This is a genomic window from Streptomyces xiaopingdaonensis (assembly GCF_000262345.1).
GTDB classification, from domain to species: Bacteria; Actinomycetota; Actinomycetes; order Streptomycetales; family Streptomycetaceae; genus Streptomyces; species Streptomyces xiaopingdaonensis.
In genome coordinates, this window is record NZ_AJTQ01000276.1 from 52,006 (window position 1) to 73,384 (window position 21,379).

The following is a 21,379-nucleotide window of genomic DNA, read 5'->3' on the forward strand; positions in this document are numbered from 1 at the left end:
CCGGCCGGACGAGTGTCGGCTGGCGTACCCGGAACATCACAGGCCGAGTACCCGCTAAGCCTCATCCTCTACCCAGTCGGTCAATTCTCGACCACAATCGTTCATCCACATAAGAATTGCATGCTCGTCAGGTCACTGGGCGGAGAACAGTGACCTGACCGTCGAGAGCCCCGGAGGGGCTCCGCTTGCTGCACATCCCGAACCGGCGGGAGGTCGCTGGTGGAGCTATGGATACAGCTACTGGGCACGGTCGAACTGAGCGCGGACGGCCGTACCGCCGAACTCGGTTCCACCAAGGAGCGGTTGGTCCTCGCCTCCCTGGCATGGTCGGCCGGACGCGCGGTGAGCGACGACAGACTCGTCGATCGCCTGTGGGGAGAGGGCGAACTCCCCCAGGACCCGCGGAAGGACCTCCAGGTGTATGCCTCCCGCATTCGGTCCAGGATGAAGGAACTCGGGATAGCGGACGCGCACGAGTGGCTCGTCCGCAAAAACGGCAACTACATCTTCCGCGTCGACCCCGAAGCCGTGGATGTGAAGCGCTACCTCGGTCTGCTCGACCGCGCACGCGGTCTCGTCGAGGCGGGCAGCACAGCCGAGGGCCTGTCCCTTTTCGACACCGCGACCTCCCTGTGGACGGGTGATCCCCTCTCCGGGCTGGCGGGCGCCTGGCCGGAAGAGATCCGCAAGGAGGTCGGCGAACACAGGCTCGCCGCCGTGCTGTTGCGCACGCGGACGGCCCTACGCCAGCGGCGCTACGCGGAAGCCGTCACCGCCCTCCGGCCCATGGTGGAACAGCCGCCGGAAAACGAGGAGTTGACGTGCCAGTACGCGCTGGCGCTGCACGGTGCGGGCCGCACAGAGGAGGCCAGCCACCTGCTGCAACGCACCACCAAGCGACTGCACGCCGTCGCAGGCCGCTCCCCTGGCGCGGAGCTGCGTCGCGTGCACGAGGGAATCCTCAACGGCACACCCGCCGGCCTTCTTCTCAACTTTCCTGTTTCGGAGAGGAGTTCGCCGCGCGCTCCGGGCCCCGACAACCTGCCACCCGACGCCCTCTGGACGGGACGCGAGGAGGAGGTGCTGCGACTCACCTCGGCGCACGCGCACTCCGGCGGACCGAGCGGCGTGGCGACGATCACGGGCATGCCCGGGTCGGGGAAGACCGCACTCGCCGTGCACGTCGCACACCTGTTGCGGGAGAGTTTCCCGGAAGGAAGGCTCTTCGTCGACCTGCGCGGCAACTCTTCCGAACGCGCCCCGATGACGCCCGTCGAGAGCCTGACCGAGCTGCTCCACCTCCTGGGCGTCGGCCCCGCCGTGCTCCCCACGGAACTCGAGGCCCTCGTAGCGCTATGGCGGACGACTGTGCAGGACAGAAGGTTCGTGGCCGTGCTCGACGATGCCGCAGGCACCGAGCAGCTGCGTCCGCTCCTTCCCGGGTCGTCCTCCCCCGCCCTCGTGTTGATCACCAGCAGGTGCCGGCTCACGGGGCTTTCCGGGGTGCGCGCCCTCGCCCTCGACGAGCTCTCCGAGGACGACGCCGTCGCCCTGCTGACGAAGTTCCTCGGTGACCGCGTCCCCGAACGGCGCGAGGCGGTGGAGCTGGCGCGCACCTGCGGGAGGCTCCCACTGGCTCTCGACATCGCTGCCAACCGTCTCCTCGCCAGACCGTCGTGGACGCCCTCCGACCTCCTTCGCCTCCTGCACCGGAGCGACTCGCGCCTGCCCGAACTGCACGACGCCGAACGCGAGTTGTCCACCGTCTTCGCGGTCAGCTACCGGTCCCTCACCGCTACGCAGCAGCTGGCCTTCCGGCGCCTCGCCCTCCACCCGGGTTCGGAGTTCGACGACGAGGCCGCCGCCGCCCTCACGGGCCTTTCCATACGCGCCACCGAGCGGGTGCTCGAAGAGTTGCTCACCTCGCACCTGCTCACGGAGCCCTCCCCACACCGTTATCGCTTTCACGACCTGCTGCGCGAGTACGCCAGGGCCCTCGGCGCCGAGAAGGACGAAGAGAACAGCGCGGCCCTGCACCGCCTCGTGGTGCACTACACGGCTCACGCCGACGCAGCGGACCGTCGGAGCTTCCCACACCGTGCACGATTCACGGCGGAGAAATCCGCCCCACCGACGGCGGAGGGAGCATGCGAGGACTGGCTCCGCCTCGAAAGGCCGAATCTGTCGGCGGTCCTCGAGCACCTGTGGAACACGGACCAGCACCACGAGTTCGCCGTTCTCACGCACACGCTGGCGGATTCCCTCCACAGCAGCGAGGACCTGATCTGGGCGGGCGCGACGCTGTCCCGGGCAGTGAGCCACTGGCGCAGAACCGGCGACGACGCACTCCGAGCTTTCGCCCTGCTGGACCTCGCCGCCTTCGAGAACGAGACATCCCACTACGAGGAGGCCGCCAACGCGGCGCGAGAGGCACTCCGCCTCGCCCGTCAGCACCCGCAGACCACGCGCGGCGTGGAGGTCGAAGCACTGCACCAACTCTCCATCACCTTCTGGCACACCGCCGAGTACCAGTCGGCTGCCGAGAATCAACAGGCTGTTCTGCGCGTCCGTATGCGCGAGGACGATCCACTCCAACAGGCCCGCAGCCTCAACATGTTGGGCATGCTGAGCCTGGCCCTCGGCCGCCCAGGAGAGGCACGGACCTACTTCCTGGCAGCTCTCGCCCGTTTCAGGGGCGTACATGACAATCGCGGAGAATTCGCCGCACTCAACAACCTCTCGGAGGTGGAGCGGAAGTCGGGGAACTTCGCGCAGGCCGAAGAGCACTACCGCGAGGCGATGGAGCGACCCGCCGCCGTACAAAACCCCGGCAAGTCCGCGGTGTTGAAGACGAACCTCGGTAACCTGTGCCTGGAGTCCGGGCGGTTGGAGGAGGCCGACGAGCTCTACCGCGCCGCGTTGCCCGTCCTACGGCGCGTGGGCGACCGCCGGACGGAGATCATCGCGCAGCTCGGCATCGGCAGGTCCCTCCTGCTCACGGACCGCCCTCAAGAGGCGGTCGACCACTTCGAGGCGGTCCGGGCTCTCGCACACCGGCTCCACGTGCGGAACGAAGAGGCCGAGGCACTCCACCGCCTGGGCACCGCCGAGTCGGCCGCCGGCCTCGGAGCGCGCGCACGCAGCCACCTCGAGGAGGCGCGCGACCTCGCGTTCGAGATCGGGTCGAGCACCCAGGTCGCCGAGATCGAGGCGGACATGGCGCGAGTGGCCGATTCGCTGGGGTCCAGCGGGGTCTGACGCGGCGACTGCTCGGACCTTACGGTACCGAAGGCCGAGCTCTCGCTGTCAACTCTTGGGCGTGTGACCGAAGTTGTTGATCTAACTCCGTGCGCCGCACGGGCGGCTGTGATTTGCTGCTTCCGCGCGACGAGCACGGTGGTTGCACCTGCACCGCCCTTCGTTGCCCCTGCATGACTTGAACCTGCAAGAGAAAGTGGGCAAAGGTGGTACATCTCCCGGACCCGGCATCCTCGGCGGACATCCTGATACCGTTGGTTTGCATCCCTTACTGAGGGTAAGGGTCTCGACGGTGCGATCCCGGGTGGCCGTTACCTCGGGGTCGCACCTTCACTACGTGAAGCCACTTGTGGAGCATACCGGGAGAGCCGACCGCTCGGTCACGGCGTGACGGTCCCGGCCCACAGTCACGTTCCCGCCAGTCCTCAGTGGATCAGGCGCGTCCGTCATGCGTGCGTCAGGTTGACGCGTGCGTCGCCGCGTGCCGGGGTCGGTGTCGGCGTGGAGCGGACGCGTGCGGGAACGGCGGCGCACCGGTGGTCCGCGCCGGTCACTCGGCAGAGTACGGGCCCAACGCAACTACGGAGAAGTTCCGTTCACGCCTGTTGCTGTTGTGCCGACGAAACACCGGGTCAGTTCGAGGCGCGGGGCATGAGAGGCGCCGGGGGCGTCCATAGCCGACGGCGGTGGAAGGGCACTCCCTCTCACTCCGCGTGGCCCGAGTGCATCCGACCCGAACGGCAGCGACTTGGCGAAAGGTGGGCGGGGTCTCGCTCACCCGCAAGCCGCCCGGCACAGGAAAGTCCTCAGCGAGCGACGCTCCTCAGCCGCCCAACTCCCCACTCCCCTCGCCCCGTTGCGGAAGCCCGTCCGGGTTCCGCTCGTCGAGCCCGTCGAGCACCACCCGCAGCGGGCGCCGCCAGGCGTCCGGCCCCAGCCGGGTGAGCGTGCCGAGGGAGAGCAGGAGGTGCGAGACGTCGTCGACGTCGGCGTCGGGACGGAGCCGCCCCGACGCCTTGGCCCGCTCGACGAGTTCGGCCACGACGGGGCGCAGCAGGTTCCGGCAGTGGGCGGCGGGCGGGCCGTCTTCGAGGCCCGGTGCCGTGCCCGCGTCGACGGGGCTCCCGGGCGACGGGGCCGCGTAACCGTCGAGGAGGCCGCGGTGACGGTGCTGGCGGGCCAGGGCGTCGTCGAGGAACCGGGCGAGGTCGGCCCACGGATCGTCGGTGAAGGCCGCACGTGCCTCCGCCGCCCACTCGGCGAACGCCGATTCCAGGGCGGTGTCGAGGAGTTGCTCCTTGGTGGGGAAGTGGCGGTAGAGGGTGCCCATGCCGACGCCCGCGGCCCGGGCTATCTCCCGCACGTCGACGCCGGTGCCGTGGGCGGCGAGGAGTTCGGCGGCTGCGGTGAGGAGTCGCCGGCGGTTGCGCGCCGCGTCGCTGCGGTGCGGGGGCGCCGGGCGCCGGGAGCCGCCGTGCGCTTCGGTGTTCTTCGAGGGTGCGGGCACCCGTCCACGCTACCGAACGGGCGTGCGTGCTAGCGTCGCCCACCGGAGCAGGTGCTCCGCTTCGAACGGGAGGCAGAGGGCAGTGGAGCTTTCGATCGTCGACACCTCGCAGGTGACCGAGGGCGGGACGGCGGTGGATGCGCTCCGTGCCACCGGCGAACTCGCCGTCCTCGCCGACCGGTTGGGGTACGCGCGGTACTGGCTGGCCGAGCACCACGGGGCCGGGCGGCTCAACGCGAGCAGCAGCCCCGAGGTCATGATCGCGCGCGTCGCCTCGCTCACCACCGGCATCCGCGTCGGCTCCGGCACCGTCCTCCTCAACCATCACAGCGCCTTCCGCATCGCAGAGACGTTCCGCCTGCTGCACAGCATGTTCCCCGGCCGCATCGACCTCGGCATCGGACGCGCCAACGGCATGCCCGCGGTCGATCTCGCCCTCCAGCGCGAACGCTCCGAACTGGCCAGGTACGAGGACTACGGCAGCCAGATCGTCGAGGTGCTCACCTGGTTCGACGGCTCCTGGCCCGACCGCCACCCCTTCGCCGACGTACCGGTGATGCCGGGGGTCCAGGGCAACCCGGAGCCGTGGGTGCTCGGCTCCACCCCGTCGAGCGCCGCCGCCGCGGGTGAGCTCGGACTTCCCTACTGCTTCGCCGCGTTCATCAACCCCCGCGCCGTCAGGACCGCGCTCGACGCCTACCGTCGCGCCTTCACGCCCTCGCCGTTCCGCACGGGCCTGCAGGCGCCGCGCGCCATGGTGGGGATCAACGTCTCCTGTGCGGAGACCGAGGAGGCGGCGGCCCGCCTGCGGGCAAGCGTCGAACTCTTCTACCAGCGCCTCTCCCGCGGCGAGTTCGGCGACGGCATGCCCCTTCCCGGAGCCGCCGTCTCCGAGCTCGGCGGCGTTCCCGAGCCGACCGAGTACGTCCCGGGCGAGTGGCCTCGGCAGTTCTCCGCGGCCCCCGCCCGGCTGCGGGAGATGCTGGAGGCGATGGCCGAGGAGGTCGGCGCGGACGGCTTCGTCCTCCAGGACCTCATCGCCTCCCCGTCCGACCGGCAGCGCTCGTACGAACTCATCGCCGACACCTTCGAGTTGGAGCCCAGAGCGGCCGACGCCTGACGACCCCGCCCCATGGTGAGCGCGGCGTGCAGCGTGTACGGCCCCGATGGCCGCGCAGCCGCCGCTCCACCAACCCGCGGCGGAGAGAGCCACGTTGGCGACGACCTCGGCCATGGCCCGGAGACGGTGCTCGTCGCCGCCTCGGCGCCGAGCTATCCGCACGACGTCCTCGACCCCGCGCCCGAGAGCGCCGACTCGCAGCGGAGAGCGGCACGTTGTGCCTCGTGGACGCGTGCATGGGCGGATGGCTGCTTCCGCACCTGGGCGAGTCCGGGGACCAATCCGCGGTGCACCTACCGGAGTTCGGGCTCACCGTGTCCGGCGCCACCTCCGTCTCCGTCGATCTCCACCCATACGCCTACGCCGACAACGGCCGCATGCGCCTCCCCGCCGCGGGTAAACGGCGTACACGACGGTCGGCGCACCGCGAACCGGAGCACCGGGGGTGGGCCCATGCCCGGCAGGCAGAAGCACGGCGGAGGACGGGGCAGGCGCGCCCTGCGGGGGCCCTGCGGCTGCTCGCAGTGGCGACGGCGTTCGCGGCGATGGTCGCCTTCGCGGCGGTGCTCTCCCGGCTCACGTTGCAGCCTTCCGACGCCGCCGAACCCCTCACGCACAACAACCTCCACCCCGGCGACTCGATCCGCGACTACCTCGGGCAGCCGCGAACCCGCGACGCCTTCCGGCAGTTGGGCGGCAACCTGCTCCTCGCCGTCCCGTTCGGGCTGCTCCTGCCGGTGTTGGCGCCGCGTGTCCGCGGTGCCGTGCGCGTCTCGCTGCTCACCGCCGCCATGATGCTGCTCGTCGAACTCGTCCAGGGCACCCTCCTCACCGGTCGCGCCTTCGACGTCGACGACGCGATCCTCAACAGCGCCGGCGCGCTCCTCGGCTACCTGCTCGTCGGCCGGCGTCTCGGGCGCGCCGTGCACCCCCCGAAGGGCTCGAAGCCCGGCCATGAGAGGACGAGGAGCCGGTCGACGCCGGCCTGAGCCGCACGCGAACGTCTCCGACGCCCGGTTGGCCCCGCCCGCTTTGCCGCGGGCAACGCCGAGGTGTTCCTTGGGTTGGGCAGCGCCGCGGCGGCCGTGCCTCTGCGCGCGCAACGCCTCCGAACCGAGGAGCCACGATGTCCAAGCACAAGCCGAACCGCTCCCACGACAACCGTGCGCGCGCCGGCGCCGGCATGCCGTCGCACCCCGACGACGACGAGCTGGCGAGGCTCACGGAGTCAGAGCGGGTCGAGAGCGGCGTGGACGACTACGACCCGGAAGAGGTGCCGCCGGCGACGGGCGACGAGGAGCGCAGCCCGGGCGAGGAGGCGCACGCCGGTCTGCGCGATTCCCAGGAGTACCGGGACGAACGCACGGAGGTCGAGGTGGAGTTGAAAAAAGGGGAACTCGACCCCGATCAGCTCCGGAGCCGCCGCGACCGCCGTCCGTACCCGCCCACCCGCTACGACGACTGACCCGCGCGCGCCCCCTGCGCCACCGTCGCACGCCCGCCGTGCGGTAGCGCGGCAGCGCCCTGCGGGCACGCACCGCGAAGGAGAACCGGACCATGGCCATCGCGACGGTCAACCCCGCAACCGGCGAGACGCTCAGGACGTACGACCCGCTCACGCCCGAGGAGACGGGGCGCAGGATCGCCGCCGCCGCGTCCGCCTTCGAGGAGTACCGCCTGAGGGGCTTCGCCGAGCGGTCCCAACTCATGCGCGCGGCAGCGGACTTGCTGGAGCAGGAGAACGAGTCGACCGCCCGGATGCTCACCACCGAGATGGGAAAGACGATCGGCGCCGCCCGCGCCGAGGCGTCGAAGTGCGTCAAGGCGATGCGCTGGTACGCACAGCACGCCGAGGCGCTCCTCGGCGACGAGCACCCCTCCCGGGCCGACGTGGAGGACAGCGGCGCCATCGCGGCACGCGTCGTCTACCGTCCGCTCGGTCCCGTGCTGGCGGTGATGCCGTGGAACTTCCCGCTCTGGCAGGTGATCAGGTTCGCGGCCCCGGCGCTGATGGCAGGGAACACCGCGCTCCTCAAGCACGCCTCGAACGTCCCGCAGACCGCCCTCTACCTGGAGGAACTCTTCCACCGGGCGGGCTTCCCCGAGGGCTGCTTCCAGACGCTGCTCGTCTCCTCGAGCAGTATCGAGGCGGTGCTGCGGGACCCGCGTGTCGTCGCGGCCACCCTCACGGGCAGCGAGGGGGCGGGGCGCTCGGTCGCCGCCGTCGCGGGCGACGAGGTCAAGAAGACGGTGCTCGAACTCGGCGGCAGCGACCCGTACATCGTGATGCCCTCGGGCGACCTCGACGCCGCCGTGCGGATCGCGGTGACCGCGCGTGTGCAGAACAACGGGCAGTCGTGCATCGCCGCGAAGCGGTTCCTCGTCCACGCCGACGTCCACGACGTGTTCCTCCAGCGGTTCACCGCGGAGATGAGCGAGTTGACCGTGGGCGACCCGATGGACGAGTCGACCGACGTGGGGCCGCTCTCCAGCGAACAGGCCCGCGACGACCTGGCGGGGATCGTCGACGACGCGGTCGGCAAGGGGGCCCGGGTCGAGTGCGGTGGCCGGCGCCCGCAAGGGCTCGACCGTGGCTGGTTCTACGCCCCGACCGTCCTCACCGGTGTCACGGAGGAGATGCGCATCCACCGCGAGGAGGCGTTCGGCCCCGTCGCCTCCGTCTATCGCGTCCCGGATCTCCGTGCCGCCATCCGGCTCGCCAACGCGACCTCGTTCGGCCTGAGTTCGAACGTCTGGACGCAGGACGAGGACGAGCGCGCCGTGTTCATCCGCGACCTGGAGGCCGGAGGCATCTACTTCAACGGCATGACCGCCTCGCACCCCGCGCTCCCGTTCGGCGGCGTCAAGCGCTCCGGTTACGGGAGAGAACTCGCCGGCCACGGGATCAAGGAGTTCTGCAACGCCACCACGGTGTGGGTGGGCCCCGGTTCCGGTCAGCAGTGAACGCGGCCGGCGACGGGAGCGCGCCGGCGCGCTCCCGTCCCTGCGCGCTCGTGACGCGCGCATCCCGTGCGGACGGTGGGGTGCGCGCCGGAGCGCGGACGGGCGGCGTCCGGTCACCGGAGGCGGACCGAGTCCGCGCCCTTCCGGCACACGTCGCCGACCGCGCGGTACGCGCCCCCGGGCGCCGGCTCGCGTTTCGGTGTCGGCGCCCTCTGCTCATGGGCGCACGCCCGCACTTCCGCCGTGCGCGCCCGGCGCCGGGTCAGCGCAACTTCCGCACGGAGAACGGGGCCCCGCTCGGGTCGGTGAGCCGTACGTCCGCGGCGTCGGGGTGGAGGCGGTCGGGGCTGTGCGCGCCGGCGCCGCCGGCGGCGGAACGGGCTGCCTCGGGGTCGACGACGTAGAACGTCACTTCCCACCAGGTCGTGACGCGCGGGTCGGGAGGCTGCTCGGCGCTGCCGCTGTAGAGGGTGCCGATGACGTGGCGGCACGAGCGCACCACGACGGTCTCCTGCTCGTACTCGACCGAGCAGCACTCGGAGTCCTCGTTCTCCCAGTCGAAGAGCTCCCCGTAGTACATCGCCGCCGCGAACGCGTCCCTGGTGTGCAGGTCGAGCCGGGCCGGAGGCCCCCCGTGGCGCGGGTGCCAGCTCGCCGGCGCACGCCCCTGCCACATTCCGAAACGCGCCCCCTGCGGATCGGCGGCGATCGCCGCCCGGCCGTGCGCGACCCCGAGCGGACCGACCGCCACCATCCCGCCCCGGTCCTGCGCGTTCCCTGCGGCGCTGCCCAGATCGGGGACGGCGAAGTACGGCGTCCACGCGAGCGGTCCGCCGATCGCGGCCGACGCGTCGACGAGGCCGGCGACCGGAGTGTCGTCGAGGAAGGCGATCAGATAGTTGTCCTCGTGCGACGCGCTGCGGAACGTCCAGCCGAGGACGGCCGTGTAGAACTCCCGCGCCGCCGGAAGGTCGCGGGTCGCCAGGTTCACCCAGCACGGCGCGCCGTACAAGGGCTCGATGAGACCGGTGATGCCGGACCACCTCTCTCCTCCGCCGCACACGGAGTGCGGCCGCGGTGCTGCGATCGGTGCGCCGGCGTACCGCCAGGGGCGCACACGCCCCACCAGGGTGCTCCCTTCAGCGCACTCGTGCATCCCCGAAGAGTGGGCCGACCTAGGTGTAACGCCCGGGCTCGGGTTCACCCGGAACCCATGACGACAGCCAACCCTGACCCAGATCCCTACCGCACGCCCGGGCTCGACAGCGGAGGCACGGTCCCGCCCGGCGAGACGCCCCCCGCCGAGGCGGGTACGGCCTGGGCCGGTCCGCAGGAGACGTACAACCCCGCCAAGGGCTGGTCGGTCTGGCCCGTGGTCGCCCTCGGCGTGCTCGTCGCCTTCTTCGCCGCCTACTTCCTGGCATGGGCCGTCGAGCTCTGACCTGCCCGAACCACCGGCGTACGCGCCGTCCAACAGAGCGCGCGGCCACCGCGTCCGCCTCGGCTCGTGCGGCGCTCGGGCCGGCCGTTCACGCCGCTGAACGTGCGGCGTCATGTCGAGGGGAGGAGTGTGGCGCCCCGCCTGCGGAACCAACACCGTGCCCGCACGTTTCGTACCCGCACGCCGCAGCGCCCTCCTCCCGCAGAACCCGGACGGCTTGCCCTCCCGGCAGCCCCCGTCCCCACCGCGGCAGCCCCGTCGCACACCTCAGCCACCGCCGCATCGAGCACTCCGCCGGCGTGCTCGGCCGCCGACGCGCCCTCCGGAGCCGGCCACGCAACTTCTGACCGCCTTCCGACCCGGTCCCAAAGCCGCCGCGTCCGCCGCACCCCGCAAGCGCCCCCGCCGAGACCCGCGAGAGCCCGCACGCCGCTACCCAACCGGCGGGCAGCGGCGTGCGGGGCCCTACTCGCCGAGCAATTTGTCCGGCGTCAGCGGTAGTTCGCGCACCCGGATTCCGGTGGCGTTGTAGACGGCGTTGACGACGGCCGAGGGGCTCCCCACGATGCCGATCTCGCCGATGCCGCGGGAGCCCATGGGGTTGGAGACGAAGTCCTCCTCGTCGAGCCAGGCGGCTTCGATGTCGCCGATGTCGGCGCAGACGGGCACGTGGTAGTCGGCGAGGTCCTGGTTGACGACGTGGCCCGTGGTGTGGTCGAAGACGCCCTCCTCGTGGAGCGCCATCGAGAGGCCCATCGTCATGCCGCCGATGAACTGGCTGCGCGCCAGAAGGGGGTTGATGATCCGGCCGGCGGAGAAGACGCCGAGCATCCGCGGCACCCGCACCTCTCCCGTGACCGCGTTCACCCGTGCCTCGGCGAAGTGCGCACCGAAAGAGTGCACGGCGTACCGCTCGCGCGCGGGGTTCTCCGGGTAGCCCGCGCGGACGCGGGCGCCCGCCTCGGGCTCGTCCCCGTACTGGTCGCGGAACGCGCGCACCGCGTTGAGGAGCGACGAGCCCCAGGACGAGACGCCGGAGGAGCCGCCGGCGACCGTGGCCATGGGGTAGGCGGTGTCGCCGATCTCCATGCGTACGTCCTCGGCTGCGACGCCCAGTCCGTCGGCGGCGATCTGGCTGAGGACCGTCCAGGTCCCGGTGCCGAGGTCGGCGGCGCCGATGCGCACCGTGTAACGCGAGGAGCCGCGGTGGACGATCTCCACTTCGGAGCCGGGCATGGCGTAGCCGGGGTACGTCGAGGAAGCGACGCCGAGTCCGACGAGCCACTCCCCCTCGCGTCGTGCCCCCGGTGCGGTGCGCTGGTCCCAACCGAAGCGCCGTGCACCGGTGGTGAGGCACTCGACGAGGTGCCGCGACGACCAGGGCTTGCCGGTCTCGGGCTCCTGGGTGGGGTCGTTGCGCTTGCGGAGCTCGATCGGGTCGAGGCCGAGGGCCTCGGCGAGTTCGTCCATCGCGACCTCGGCCGCGTACATCCCCGGCGTCTCGCCCGGCGCCCGCATCCACGAGGGGACGGGTACGTCGAGGGCCGCGAGCCGGTGCGAGGTCCGGCGGTTCGGCGAGGCGTACATCATGCGCGTCGCGACGGCGGACTGCTCGGCGAACTCCTTGACGCGGGAGGTGTGTTCGAGCACCTCGTGGCTGATCGCCGTGAGCTGTCCGCCGGGCTCGGCGCCGAGCCGGACGCGCTGCACCGTGGGGGTGCGGTGGCCGGCGAGGGAGAAGAGCTGCTGCCGGGTGAGCGCGAGCTTCGCCGGCCTCCCGCGGAGCACCTTGGCGGCGAGGCAGGCGAGGACGTCGTGCGCGTGCGGCATCCCCTTGGAACCGAACCCGCCGCCGACGTGCGGTGAGATGACCCGGACGCGTTCGGCGCCGAGGCCGAGGACGGGGGCGAGCGTCGTGCGTACGGTGTGGGAGCCCTGCGTCGAGTCGTAGAGGGTGAGGAGCGGCGAGGCCGACGGGTCCTCCGGGTCGCCCTCCTCCCAGATCGCGACGGTGGTGTGCGGTTCCATCGGATTGTTGAACTGCATCGGGGTTCGGTAGGTCGCGTCGATCGTGCACGCGGCTTCCTTGAGGGCCGCCTCGGGGTCGCCCTGCTCCGTGTCCGAGGGGAACGAGGGGTTGACCTTCGCCGGTGTGTAGGTGTCCGGGCTGTCGTCGCGCAGCTCGGTGTGGTGCGGCTCCTCCTCGTACGCGAACCGGACGAGGGACGCCGCGTACCGCGCGGCCTCCGGCGTCTCGGCGAGCACCGCGCCGACGATCTGCCCGCGGAACCCGACCTCGGGGCCCTGGAGGATGGCGAGTTCGTGGTCGGAGGTGTCGGCGAGGCGGGGGGCCGTGCGGTGGGAGAGGACGGTGAGCACACCGTCGACGGCCTCCGCCGCCGCGGTGTCGACGCGGACGATGCGCCCCCGCGCGATGCCGGCCTGGACGGCGTGGACGTACACCGGTTCGGGAAGCCGGTGCTCCCACGCGTAGGGGGCGGTGCCGCTGACCTTCGCGGGTCCGTCGAGCCTGCGGGTGGGGACGCCGACGGCGTGCGCGGCGAGGGGCGGCGGCTGTTCGGTCTCGGTCACTGCGGCTCCTCTGCGGTCAGGTCGCTCAGCACGGCGGTGAGCGTTCTGCGGGCCATCGGCACCTTGAAGGCGTTGCCGGAGAGGGGCTCGGCGGCGGCGAGTTCGGCCTCGGCGGCGCGTCGGAAGCTCTCCTCCGTCGCGGGCGCGCCGGCGAGCGCGTCCTCCGCGCGGGTCGCACGCCACGGCTTGTGCGCCACGCCGCCGAGCGCGATCCGCGCCCACCGCACCGTGCCGCCCTCCGTCTCGACGACGGCGGCGACGGAGACGAGCGCGAACGCGAACGAGGCGCGATCCCGCACCTTCCGGTACCCCGAGCGTGCCCCGGCCGGCAGGGGCGGCACCTCGAGCGCCGTGATGAGCTCCCCGTGGAGCAGGGTGTTGTCGCGCTGCGGCTCGTCGCCCGGCAGCCGCAGCAGCTCGGTGACGGGGATGCGCCGCTCGCCCTCGGGGCCCGTGGTGACGACGACGGCGTCGAGCGCGGCGGCTGCCACCGCCATGTCGGAGGGGTGCACGGCGATGCACTCCTCGGAGGCGCCGAACACCGCGTGCTGCCGGGTGTAGCCGGTGAGCGCTGAGCAACCGCTGCCTGGATCGCGCTTGTTGCACGGGGTGGTGGGGTCCTGGAAGTAGCGGCACCGGGTGCGCTGGAGGAGGTTGCCCGCCGTGGTGGCGGCGTTGCGGAGCTGTCCCGAGGCGCCGGCGAGCAGCGCACGGGAGAGGACGGGGAAGCGGGTGCGGACGAGAGGGTGGGCGGCGAGATCGCTGTTCCGGAGGGTGGCACCGATCCGCAGGCCGCCGTCGGGCAGTTCCTCGACGTCCTCCAGCGGCAGCCGGCTCACGTCGATGAGCCGCCCCGGGTGGGTGATGCCGAGCCGGAGGTGGTCGACGAGGTTGGTGCCGCCGCCGAGGAAGACGGCCCCCGGGTCGTCGACGGCCGCGGTGACGGCGGCGCGTACGGAGCCTGCACGTTCGTAGGCGAAGGGTTTCACCGTTCGGTCACCTCGCTGACGTCGCCGACTTCGCGGATCGCGGCGACGATGTTGACGTACGCGCCGCAACGGCAGATGTTGCCGCTCATCCGCTCCCGGATCTCGTCGTCGGTGAGCGGGGTACGGGCCGCGGGGTCGAGGTCGGCCGTCGCGTGGCTCGGTCTGCCGGCGTCCGCTTCCTCGAGCATGCCGGCGGCCGAGCAGATTTGGCCGGGTGTGCAGTAGCCGCACTGGAAGGCGTCGTGGTCCCAGAACGCCTGTTGGAGCGGGTGGAGTCGGCCGTCGGGACCTGGCAGTCCCGCGGCGGTGGTGACCTCGGCTCCGTCGTGCGAGACGGTGAGGGCGAGGCAGCTGACGACACGTCGCCCGTCGAGGAGCACGGTGCACGAGCCGCACTGGCCGTGATCGCAGCCCTTCTTGGGGGAGGTGACGCCGAGTCGGTCGCGGAGGGCGTCGAGCAGGCTCGTGCGGGTGTCGACGGTCAACGAGCGTTCCTCGCCGTCCACCCGCAGCGTGACGTGGGCATCCATTCGGCTGCCGCTACCCGCGCACGGCCGTGGCGCAAACCAGGTGCGGTACGGCTCCCTCCGGTTGGACCAGGGAGGAACGCGCGCTTGGCGGCGGTACGGTGCGCGGCCAACCGGCTGGGCCGGGCGGGGCGTTGGCGTCGTGCCGCCCGGGGTCGTGCACCGGGCGGCCCGGCGCACGACCCCCGCAGCGTCTACCAGGCCGCCCCCGCCGGCTGCCGAGTGGCCGCGTTGACGTGGTTGAAGAGGTTGGTGAGGCCGATCGTCAACACGATCGAGGCGAGTTCCTTCTCGTCGAAGTGGCGGGCCGCCTCGTCCCAGACGGCGTCGGGGACCGCCTCGCCGCTGTGGTCGGCGAGGCGGGTGGTGTACTCGGTGAGGTCGAGCACGGCGCGCTCGGCCTCGGTGAAGTACGGGGCCTCGCGCCAGGCGGCGACCGCGAAGAGCCGCTCGTCGGTCTCGCCGCCCTTCTTCATCTCGCGGGCGCCGAGGTCGACGCAGAAGCTGCACCCGTTGACCTGGCTGGCGCGCAGATGGGCCAGCTCCAGGACGGTCGCCGAGGCCGTCCCCTCCTGGCGGCTGGCCCGGAAAAGCTCCTGGATCGCCGGGTAGGCGCCCGAGAGCACGGCTGCGGGGTTCTTGATACGCGGTTGAGGTTGCACGGTGTCTCCTCCTGTCTCCGGTCCTTCACCATCAGGACGGGAGGGCGCCGCGGGATGTGACATCCGTGCGGCGGTCAGGAGTTGCCGCGCGCCACCTTGTGCTGCGCCGCCTGCGCGCGCGGGCGGAGGACGAGCAGGTCGACGTTGACGTGCGGTGGCCGGGTGACCGACCAGGCGATGGTGTCGGCGACGTCCTCCGCCGTGAGAGGGGCGTCGACGCCGGCGTAGACCTGCGCGGCCTTCGCCTCGTCGCCGTTGTAGCGGTTGAGCGAGAACTCGTCCGTCTGCACCATGCCCGGCGCGATCTCGACGACGCGTACGGGCTCGCCGCACAGCTCCAGGCGGAGCGTCTCGGTGAGGGCGTGCGCGCCGTGCTTGGCGGCGCTGTAGCCGCCGCCTCCCTCGTAGTTGACGTAGGAGGCGGTCGAGGAGACGACGACGAGGACACCGTCCCCGCTCGCCTTGAGCTTCGGGAGAAGCGCCTGCGTGACGTGGAGGGTGCCGAGGACGTTGACGTCGTACATCCTCGCCCAGTCGTCCGGGTCGCCCTCCTCGACGGAGTCGGCGCCGAAGGCGCCGCCCGCGTTGTTGACGAGCACCGCGCACTCCCCGACCGCACCGGCGAAGGCGTCGACGGCCTCGCGATCGGTGACGTCGAGAGGATGCACACCGGCCTCGCCCCCCGCCGCGCGGATCTCCTCTGCGACGCCCTCCAGACGCGCGGCACGGCGACCGACGAGAAGCGTGCGGTACCCCTCGCTCGCAAGGGCGCGCGCGGTGGCAGCACCGATCCCGCTCCCGGCTCCGGTGACGACGGCCGTGGACATCGCAGGCCCTCCCAGGCAACTCGCAGGGTGCCACCGGGGCCAACTCGGCCGCCCTACGGGCCTGTTGGTACGCCCCTGAGCGGCGGATTCGCGGTGGATACTTGCAGCGGGGCGAAGGGGGTGTCAAGTTCGACGGGTGTCTATATGGGCAGAGAAGCGAGGCGCGGTTCACCTCCCCCTGATGATCGGATCGCGGCCGAGACTCGGTGGTGGCGGCCCCGCCGTCAGTCCCCTTGCGCGGCTTGGAGGAACTGGAGGTGGTTGCCGACCGGGTCGGCGACCGTGCAGACCAGCCACCCGCCCCCCATCTCCTCGACCGGCCGCACCCAGGTGACCCCGAGGGAGCCGAGGTGCTGCTCGGTGGCGCGGAGGTCGCGGACGAGGATGTTGATCAGGTGCCTCCCGGGTTCGGCGGCCTTCTCCGCGACGTCGTCGCGGGCGTCGAAGCCGATGATCGACTCTCCCACGGCCAGCATGTGCCCCTCCCACCGCGCGCCCAGCGGCTCCAGCGCCGCCCGGTACCACTCGACGAGCCGCTCCGGGTGCGTGGCGCCGAGGACGACGCCGAAGCCGGTGACGTTCTCCTGAACTGCCTCTGCCTTCATGCGAGTTGCCCTTCGTCTCTCGTTGACGTGGCGAACGCCGCCTCCGTGAACGGGCGGCGTGCCTGTACTCGTCCGGTACCGACCGGGCCCGCCACCGGAAATCATCGCTGCCCGGAAGATTTTCCGCCCCGGTGCGCGGAAGCCTGTGTGTGCACGGGCGCCCTCCTCACGGGCGACCACGTCGACTACGACGCTCCCACTTCACCGCTGTCGACACACGCACCCTCCCCGACTGCGTCCAGCAGCCGTTCGCGCCCTTCGTCGTCACGGCAATCGACCCCAAGGCGACGGACGTGGCCGCCCGCTTCGGCGACGGCCGGATCACCACCGGCGACCCGCACGACGAACTCGACGCCCGGTGGTGCAGCGTCACCGACCACCGCGGCCGCTTCGGGGACGCTCTCGCCCGGCACGACCGCCCCGGTTTACTCCCGCAGCTCTCCCGAGACACACCGCGAAGCCCCAGATCATGCGAGGGGGTTGGGGTTCACCGACAATTCTTCCCCGCCCTCGACCGCCCGTGAGCCCTACCGCGCCAACTCCCGCACGAACCCCGCCCAGGCGCCGGCCCCGAACACCACGACCGGTCCCGACTCCGCCTTCGAGTCCCGCAGGGCGACCGTGCCGGGGACGTTGAGGGCGACCTCTACGCACTCGCCTGTCGGATTGCTGCGGCTCGACTTGCGGAACTCGAAGCGGGGCAGTGTCATCTTTCGTTCTCCTCCAGCAACCGTGCGATAAAGACGGCGGCCTCCTCGGCATTGAGGCTGCGCGCGACGATTCTCTCGAACAACTCTGCACTCTCGGTGGCGGCCGCGTCGTTCTCCAACCAGCGCCCGCCGAGCCTGCCGTCCATGTAGACGACGTCCATGGCCCCTGGAGCGGCGAACGAGAGGATCGAGAAGGCCGACTCCAGTCCTTCCACCGCTCCGACCTCGAACGGCAGGATCGACAGCGACACTTGAGGCCGTTGCGACATCGCCTGGAGCTGCTGCAACTGCTCGGCCATGACGCCACGGCCTCCCACTCGCTGACGCAGCGCCGCCTCGTACACCGCGGCGCGGAGAACGAACGTCGCGTCCCGCAGTTTCCGCTGCCGTTCGAGTCGGGCGGTCACGACCGACTCGTCACCGCCCGCACCCTCGCGCAGGGCGCGGGCATAGCGTTCCGTCTGCAACAAGCCTGGGATGTACGTCAGTTGCCACGAGCGCACGGACCGAGAGGCATCCTCGAGCGAGGCGTACTCCGTAACGTGCGTGGCAAGGCCCGGCACGTCGTCCCACCAGCCCCTCGCCTTCCGTCGCTCGCGGTCGACGCGGGCCATCTCCAGCAGGTCCGCGATGATCGTCGGGTCGGCGACTCCATAAGCAGCACACAGCTCGCGCAGGTCGGGATCGCGCATCGGGACCCAACCGGTCTCCATCTTGGCCACTTTGGCAGTCGACGCGGTGATCGCAGCGGCAGCCTGTCCCTGCGTCAACTCGGCGGCAAGACGCAGTCTCAGCAATTCGCTGCCCAGCCGCCGCCCCAGCACTGTCGACACGCGGCCGGGCTTCTCCATGCTCCCTGGAGACATCTTCACCATCCTTGTCCGTGGTCGCCAGTCTCGTTCCAGTGTGCCTTCGAGAGCAAAGCCGGTGAGAATTTTCCCCGAGTCGTCTTGAACGGTTAGCACTCCTCCAACTACGCTCTGTTTTGCGCCGGTTGCTCAGCGGAACGCTCCGCGTGCGGCGTTGCCAGTCATGCCCTGGTTCGTGCACAACCAACTCCGCACGGAGGCACCCCATGCATCCCTCGCCCTCAGGTTCCGGTCACCCGCTCCGCCGCGATCAGCTCGACTACACACCTCTTCCTTCCTCCGTGCACGTCGCGCGCGTCCGAACCGCACGGCTGGTGGCCGACTGGGGGCACCCTCGACTGGCGGACACAGCAGCGTTGTTGGTCTCCGAGCTGGCCACCAACGCGGTGCTGCACGGCTCCCCTCGCGGGCGGCTCTTCCGGGTCGTGGTCAGCCTCGGTGACCGCAGTCTGCGGATCGCCGTCTCGGACGCGCGGAGCGAAGCCGTGCCGCGCCCCCGATTCCCGTCCTTCGACGAGCAGTTCGGGCGCGGTCTCCTCCTCGTGGACGCGCTCGCCGACCGCTGGCGGACGGAGCCGCGGATCGTCGGCAAGACCGTCTGGTGCGAACTGGACCTGGACGGCGGGGAGTCGGGCCGCTGATCGCCGCCACCGGGCGGCTTCCGCCGCGGGGCGCCAACACCCCGGTGTGCCGGGGAAAACGACGTGCGCCTCAACCCGTGGCCGCCCATCATGCTCGCATGACCAGCCCCAGCAACCGTGCCGACGTGTTCCTTCCGCTCGCCGAGGACCCGCGCGAGGCCGCTCCGCTCCTCGGGGACGAGCGGGCCACTCTCGGCGAGTACCTGCGCTACCAGCGGCTCACCCTGGAGATCAAGTGCTCGGGTCTCGACGCGGAGCAGCTCGCGCGCCGCTCCGTCGAACCGTCCACCCTGTCGCTGCTCGGTCTCGTACGGCACATGGCCAAGGTCGAGCACTCCTGGTTCCGGCGCGTGATGTCGGACCGGCTCGACCTTCCCAGGCTCTACGTCACCGCCGAGGCCCCGGACGCCGACTTCGACGAGGCCCTCCCCGATTCCGCGCTGGTGGAGGAGGCTTGGGCGGTCTGGCGGGCGGAGTGCGCCTTCGCCGAGCAGCTCGTCGCGGCGGCCCCCGATCTCGGCCTCCGCGGCAACGTCGACGGCGAGGAGATCAGCCTCCGCGAGGTCCTCGTCCACATGATCGAGGAGTACGCGCGGCACAACGGCCACGCCGATCTGCTCCGGGAGCGCATCGACGGCCGCGTCGGACAGTAGCGCACCGCGCCAAGTGCGCGTGGGAACCGCCGAGTCGAGGCACCCGGTTGGTGCCGCCGGCCCCGCGGCGGCACCCGTGCGGCCCGTCTCAGAAGACGGGCTCCCCGTCCCGGGTGAGCCGCCACGTCTCCTCGTAGAAGTCGGCGGGGTCGATCGCTCCGTGCTCCTCGACCCACTCGACGATCGTGTTGCGGATCTCGTCCGAGTTGGCCCACACCTCCTCGGCCTCGGCGATGTGGGGGAAGTTGCCGCCGCCGCTGGAGCGGTAGTTGTTGACGGCGAGGACGAACTGCGCGTCGTCGGCGACGGGTTGTCCGTCGTGGGTGAGGTCCGCGATGCGCGAGCCCGCCGGTTGTGCGATGTCGATCGTGTAGGTGACGCCGCTGAGCGCGTCGTAGTTGTAGTCGGGACGGCCTTCGGCGTTGGTGAGCCCGTCCGGGTCGATGTCGTCGCCCGGCGCCGTCCGCACGAAGTACCCGGCCGAGTACTCCAGGTACTCGCGGAGTTGAGCGCCGGTGAGGAGCTTCGCTCCCAGGGTGTTGTCGAACGGGTAGAGGCCCGACATCTCGCGGATCGTCACCTCGCCCCGCGGGATCACGGCGGACCTGGCGAACGGCGACGCCTGCGAGAGGAGCGGCAGTCCGGCGTGGTCGGTGCCCGCGAGCGCCGCGCTGACGGTGTCGGTCTGGACCCGGTTGATGAAGTCGAGGATCGGGGTGTCCTTGTACGGCGCCTCGTCGGCGCGCAGTTCCTCCGTGCTGGTGCCGATGACCGTGTTGACGTACTCCACGACCTTCTCGTGCTGCCCGGAGAGGAGGTCGGCGACCCGCGAATCCTCCTCCGCCGTACGGGAGTTGAGGATGCGCGAGCCCACCGTGACCACCTCCCACCTGCCGCGCGAGAACTCCAACTCGAAGTCGAAGAGGGTGAGCCGCTGGCCCCAGCACAGCGGCTCCGAGAGGACGACGCCCTCACCGGTCCGCTTGTTCTGAACGACCTGCTCCTCGATCTCGGTGTGCGCGTGGCCGACGAGGATGGCGTCGATCCCCGGAACCTGCTCGGCGACGAGGGCCGCCGCGTTCTCCGTGTGCGGGAGGAGGTCGCCGTAGGAGGACGTACCGTCGGTGCCGGAGTGGGCGGAGACGAGGACGACGTCCGCGCCCATCGACCGGAGCCGCGGCACCCAGTGTGCCGCCTGCTCCTCCAGGCCGGGGAAGTCCAACTCCCCCTGGACGTGCGGCTTGTCCCAGATGGCGATGCCGGGGTTGGTGAGCCCCAGGACGGCGACCTTGACCGGCGGGCCCTGCGGCGGGCGCAGCTTCGTCATGTAGTAGGGCGGGAACGCCGGGCGGGTGGTGGTCGCGTCGACGGCGTTGGCGCCGAGGAGCGGGAAGTCGCACTGCTTCTCGAAGGTGCGCAGGAGCGGGATGCCGTAGTTGAACTCGTGGTTGCCGAGGGCTGCCGCGTCGTAGCCGACGGCGTTCATCGCGGCGGCCATCGGGTGGACGGGGCCGCCCGGTGCGTCGATGGGGTCGATGCGGGCGAAGTAGTAGGCGAGCGGGGTGCCTTGGATGGTGTCGCCCGCGTCGATGAGGAGGGTGTTGGCCCTGCCTTTCTCCGCACGGACCTGCTCCACGAGGGTGGCGACCTTTGCGAGGCCGACGTCGTTGTGGTCGGCGTCGTCGTACTCGTCGTCGGTGACGTAGTCCCAGTTGAAGACGTGGCCGTGCAGATCCGTCGTGCCCATCACGGTGAAGGCGTACCGCTTGCGGCCCGGACGTCCACCGGCGGCGGTTCCTCCCGCGGGCTGCGCCGCCGCCGGGACGGCGGCCGCCCCGGTGAGCGCGAGGCCCGCTCCTGCCGCTGCCGAACGGTTGAGGAAGGATCTGCGGTCGAGCGTCATGTACGTCATCCCCTCGGTGGGTGGGCGGAGGCGCTGTTCGCGGTGCGTCCGACTGCTCGGCCGCCCGGTTGCATACGCGCGTAGATTGTCGGCTCAACCTCCCCTGGCGCA

The 21,379-nt window shown here is 71.3% G+C and carries 19 protein-coding genes; 8 read left to right on the forward strand and 11 right to left on the reverse strand.

Translation table 11 applies throughout. The features are described from left to right. Positions 1-219 precede the first annotated feature (219 nt). Complete coding sequence (locus UWG_RS0121955) at positions 220-3,258, forward strand: AfsR/SARP family transcriptional regulator (RefSeq protein ID WP_016909354.1); 3,039 nt, start codon at positions 220-222, stop codon at positions 3,256-3,258. 823 nt (positions 3,259-4,081) lie between these two features. Here the strand turns inward: UWG_RS0121955 and UWG_RS0121960 are convergent. After that, a complete protein-coding gene (locus UWG_RS0121960) occupies positions 4,082-4,765 on the reverse strand; it encodes a TetR/AcrR family transcriptional regulator (protein ID WP_016909355.1) in 684 nt (227 codons plus the stop codon). Positions 4,766-4,847: 82 nt separating this feature from the next. Between UWG_RS0121960 and UWG_RS0121965 the strand changes: the two genes are divergently transcribed. The 4 genes from UWG_RS0121965 (at position 4,848) to UWG_RS0121980 (ending at position 8,849) form a co-directional block, all read left to right on the forward strand. Beyond that, complete coding sequence (locus tag UWG_RS0121965) at positions 4,848-5,885, forward strand: LLM class flavin-dependent oxidoreductase (RefSeq protein WP_016909356.1); 1,038 nt, start codon at positions 4,848-4,850, stop codon at positions 5,883-5,885. 236 nt (positions 5,886-6,121) lie between these two features. After that, a complete protein-coding gene (locus tag UWG_RS30720; protein ID WP_337459939.1) occupies positions 6,122-6,874 on the forward strand; it encodes a VanZ family protein in 753 nt (250 codons plus the stop codon). Between the two features lie 137 nt (positions 6,875-7,011). Continuing rightward, positions 7,012-7,350 (forward strand): hypothetical protein, encoded by a 339-nt coding sequence (locus tag UWG_RS0121975; protein ID WP_016909358.1) that lies wholly within the window; start codon positions 7,012-7,014, stop codon positions 7,348-7,350. A gap of 92 nt (positions 7,351-7,442) precedes the next feature. Then, a complete protein-coding gene (locus tag UWG_RS0121980) occupies positions 7,443-8,849 on the forward strand; it encodes an NADP-dependent succinic semialdehyde dehydrogenase (RefSeq protein WP_016909359.1) in 1,407 nt (468 codons plus the stop codon). Between the two features lie 262 nt (positions 8,850-9,111). On the opposite strand, the gene UWG_RS0121990 is transcribed toward UWG_RS0121980, so the two are convergent. Next, a complete protein-coding gene (locus tag UWG_RS0121990) occupies positions 9,112-9,861 on the reverse strand; it encodes a VOC family protein (RefSeq protein ID WP_157838582.1) in 750 nt (249 codons plus the stop codon). A 201-nt stretch (positions 9,862-10,062) separates the two neighbouring features. Between UWG_RS0121990 and UWG_RS30725 the strand changes: the two genes are divergently transcribed. Next, positions 10,063-10,290 carry a DUF6480 family protein gene (locus tag UWG_RS30725; RefSeq protein WP_016909361.1) on the forward strand — a complete coding sequence of 76 codons (228 nt, stop codon included), beginning with the start codon at positions 10,063-10,065 and terminating at the stop codon, positions 10,288-10,290. A 465-nt stretch (positions 10,291-10,755) separates the two neighbouring features. Here the strand turns inward: UWG_RS30725 and UWG_RS0121995 are convergent, their stop codons facing one another. From UWG_RS0121995 to UWG_RS0122030, 8 genes are all read right to left on the reverse strand, one after another. Beyond that, complete coding sequence (locus UWG_RS0121995) at positions 10,756-12,882, reverse strand: xanthine dehydrogenase family protein molybdopterin-binding subunit (RefSeq protein WP_016909362.1); 2,127 nt, start codon at positions 12,880-12,882, stop codon at positions 10,756-10,758. Further along, the gene (locus UWG_RS0122000; RefSeq protein WP_016909363.1) at positions 12,879-13,871 is read right to left on the reverse strand and encodes an FAD binding domain-containing protein; all 993 of its coding nucleotides are present in this window, start codon (positions 13,869-13,871) and stop codon (positions 12,879-12,881) included. The genes UWG_RS0121995 and UWG_RS0122000 overlap by 4 nt, the downstream gene beginning before the upstream one ends. Continuing rightward, positions 13,868-14,401 carry a 2Fe-2S iron-sulfur cluster-binding protein gene (locus UWG_RS0122005; RefSeq protein ID WP_016909364.1) on the reverse strand — a complete coding sequence of 178 codons (534 nt, stop codon included), beginning with the start codon at positions 14,399-14,401 and terminating at the stop codon, positions 13,868-13,870. The genes UWG_RS0122000 and UWG_RS0122005 overlap by 4 nt, the downstream gene beginning before the upstream one ends. A 191-nt stretch (positions 14,402-14,592) precedes the next feature. After that, positions 14,593-15,060 (reverse strand): carboxymuconolactone decarboxylase family protein, encoded by a 468-nt coding sequence (locus UWG_RS0122010; RefSeq protein ID WP_016909365.1) that lies wholly within the window; start codon positions 15,058-15,060, stop codon positions 14,593-14,595. 74 nt (positions 15,061-15,134) lie between these two features. Further along, entirely contained in the window at positions 15,135-15,887 is a 753-nt protein-coding gene (locus UWG_RS0122015; protein WP_016909366.1) for an SDR family oxidoreductase, read from the reverse strand. A 224-nt stretch (positions 15,888-16,111) separates the two neighbouring features. Next, positions 16,112-16,492 (reverse strand): VOC family protein, encoded by a 381-nt coding sequence (locus tag UWG_RS0122020; protein WP_016909367.1) that lies wholly within the window; start codon positions 16,490-16,492, stop codon positions 16,112-16,114. A gap of 527 nt (positions 16,493-17,019) precedes the next feature. After that, on the reverse strand, positions 17,020-17,202 hold the full coding sequence (locus UWG_RS0122025; RefSeq protein WP_016909368.1) for a DUF397 domain-containing protein: 183 nt from the start codon (positions 17,200-17,202) through the stop codon (positions 17,020-17,022). Then, complete coding sequence (locus UWG_RS0122030; RefSeq protein ID WP_237720221.1) at positions 17,199-18,053, reverse strand: DUF5753 domain-containing protein; 855 nt, start codon at positions 18,051-18,053, stop codon at positions 17,199-17,201. The genes UWG_RS0122025 and UWG_RS0122030 overlap by 4 nt, the downstream gene beginning before the upstream one ends. A gap of 224 nt (positions 18,054-18,277) precedes the next feature. Between UWG_RS0122030 and UWG_RS0122035 the strand changes: the two genes are divergently transcribed. Next, on the forward strand, positions 18,278-18,712 hold the full coding sequence (locus UWG_RS0122035; RefSeq protein ID WP_016909370.1) for an ATP-binding protein: 435 nt from the start codon (positions 18,278-18,280) through the stop codon (positions 18,710-18,712). 98 nt (positions 18,713-18,810) lie between these two features. Beyond that, positions 18,811-19,365, forward strand: a complete 555-nt coding sequence (locus UWG_RS0122040; RefSeq protein WP_016909371.1) for a DinB family protein — start codon at positions 18,811-18,813, stop codon at positions 19,363-19,365. An 88-nt stretch (positions 19,366-19,453) separates the two neighbouring features. Here UWG_RS0122040 and UWG_RS0122045 read toward each other — a convergent pair whose 3' ends face one another. Then, on the reverse strand, positions 19,454-21,268 hold the full coding sequence (locus UWG_RS0122045; protein ID WP_029391669.1) for a bifunctional metallophosphatase/5'-nucleotidase: 1,815 nt from the start codon (positions 21,266-21,268) through the stop codon (positions 19,454-19,456). Positions 21,269-21,379 lie beyond the last annotated feature (111 nt).

Excerpts from the sequence above, each read along its gene's own strand:
- UWG_RS0122015 (WP_016909366.1), bottom strand. The coding sequence starts at position 15,887 with ATGTCCACGGCCGTCGTCACCGGAGCCGGGAGCGGGATCGGTGCTGCC.
- UWG_RS0122045 (WP_029391669.1), bottom strand. The coding sequence starts at position 21,268 with ATGACGCTCGACCGCAGATCCTTCCTCAACCGTTCGGCAGCGGCAGGA.
- UWG_RS30720 (WP_337459939.1), top strand. The coding sequence starts at position 6,122 with ATGGGCGGATGGCTGCTTCCGCACCTGGGCGAGTCCGGGGACCAATCC.
- UWG_RS0121980 (WP_016909359.1), top strand. The coding sequence starts at position 7,443 with ATGGCCATCGCGACGGTCAACCCCGCAACCGGCGAGACGCTCAGGACG.
- UWG_RS0122020 (WP_016909367.1), bottom strand. The coding sequence starts at position 16,492 with ATGAAGGCAGAGGCAGTTCAGGAGAACGTCACCGGCTTCGGCGTCGTC.
- UWG_RS0122030 (WP_237720221.1), bottom strand. The coding sequence starts at position 18,053 with ATGGAGAAGCCCGGCCGCGTGTCGACAGTGCTGGGGCGGCGGCTGGGC.
- UWG_RS30725 (WP_016909361.1), top strand. The coding sequence starts at position 10,063 with ATGACGACAGCCAACCCTGACCCAGATCCCTACCGCACGCCCGGGCTC.
- UWG_RS0122040 (WP_016909371.1), top strand. The coding sequence starts at position 18,811 with ATGACCAGCCCCAGCAACCGTGCCGACGTGTTCCTTCCGCTCGCCGAG.
- UWG_RS0121975 (WP_016909358.1), top strand. The coding sequence starts at position 7,012 with ATGTCCAAGCACAAGCCGAACCGCTCCCACGACAACCGTGCGCGCGCC.
- UWG_RS0122025 (WP_016909368.1), bottom strand. The coding sequence starts at position 17,202 with ATGACACTGCCCCGCTTCGAGTTCCGCAAGTCGAGCCGCAGCAATCCG.
- UWG_RS0122035 (WP_016909370.1), top strand. The coding sequence starts at position 18,278 with ATGCATCCCTCGCCCTCAGGTTCCGGTCACCCGCTCCGCCGCGATCAG.
- UWG_RS0122005 (WP_016909364.1), bottom strand. The coding sequence starts at position 14,401 with ATGGATGCCCACGTCACGCTGCGGGTGGACGGCGAGGAACGCTCGTTG.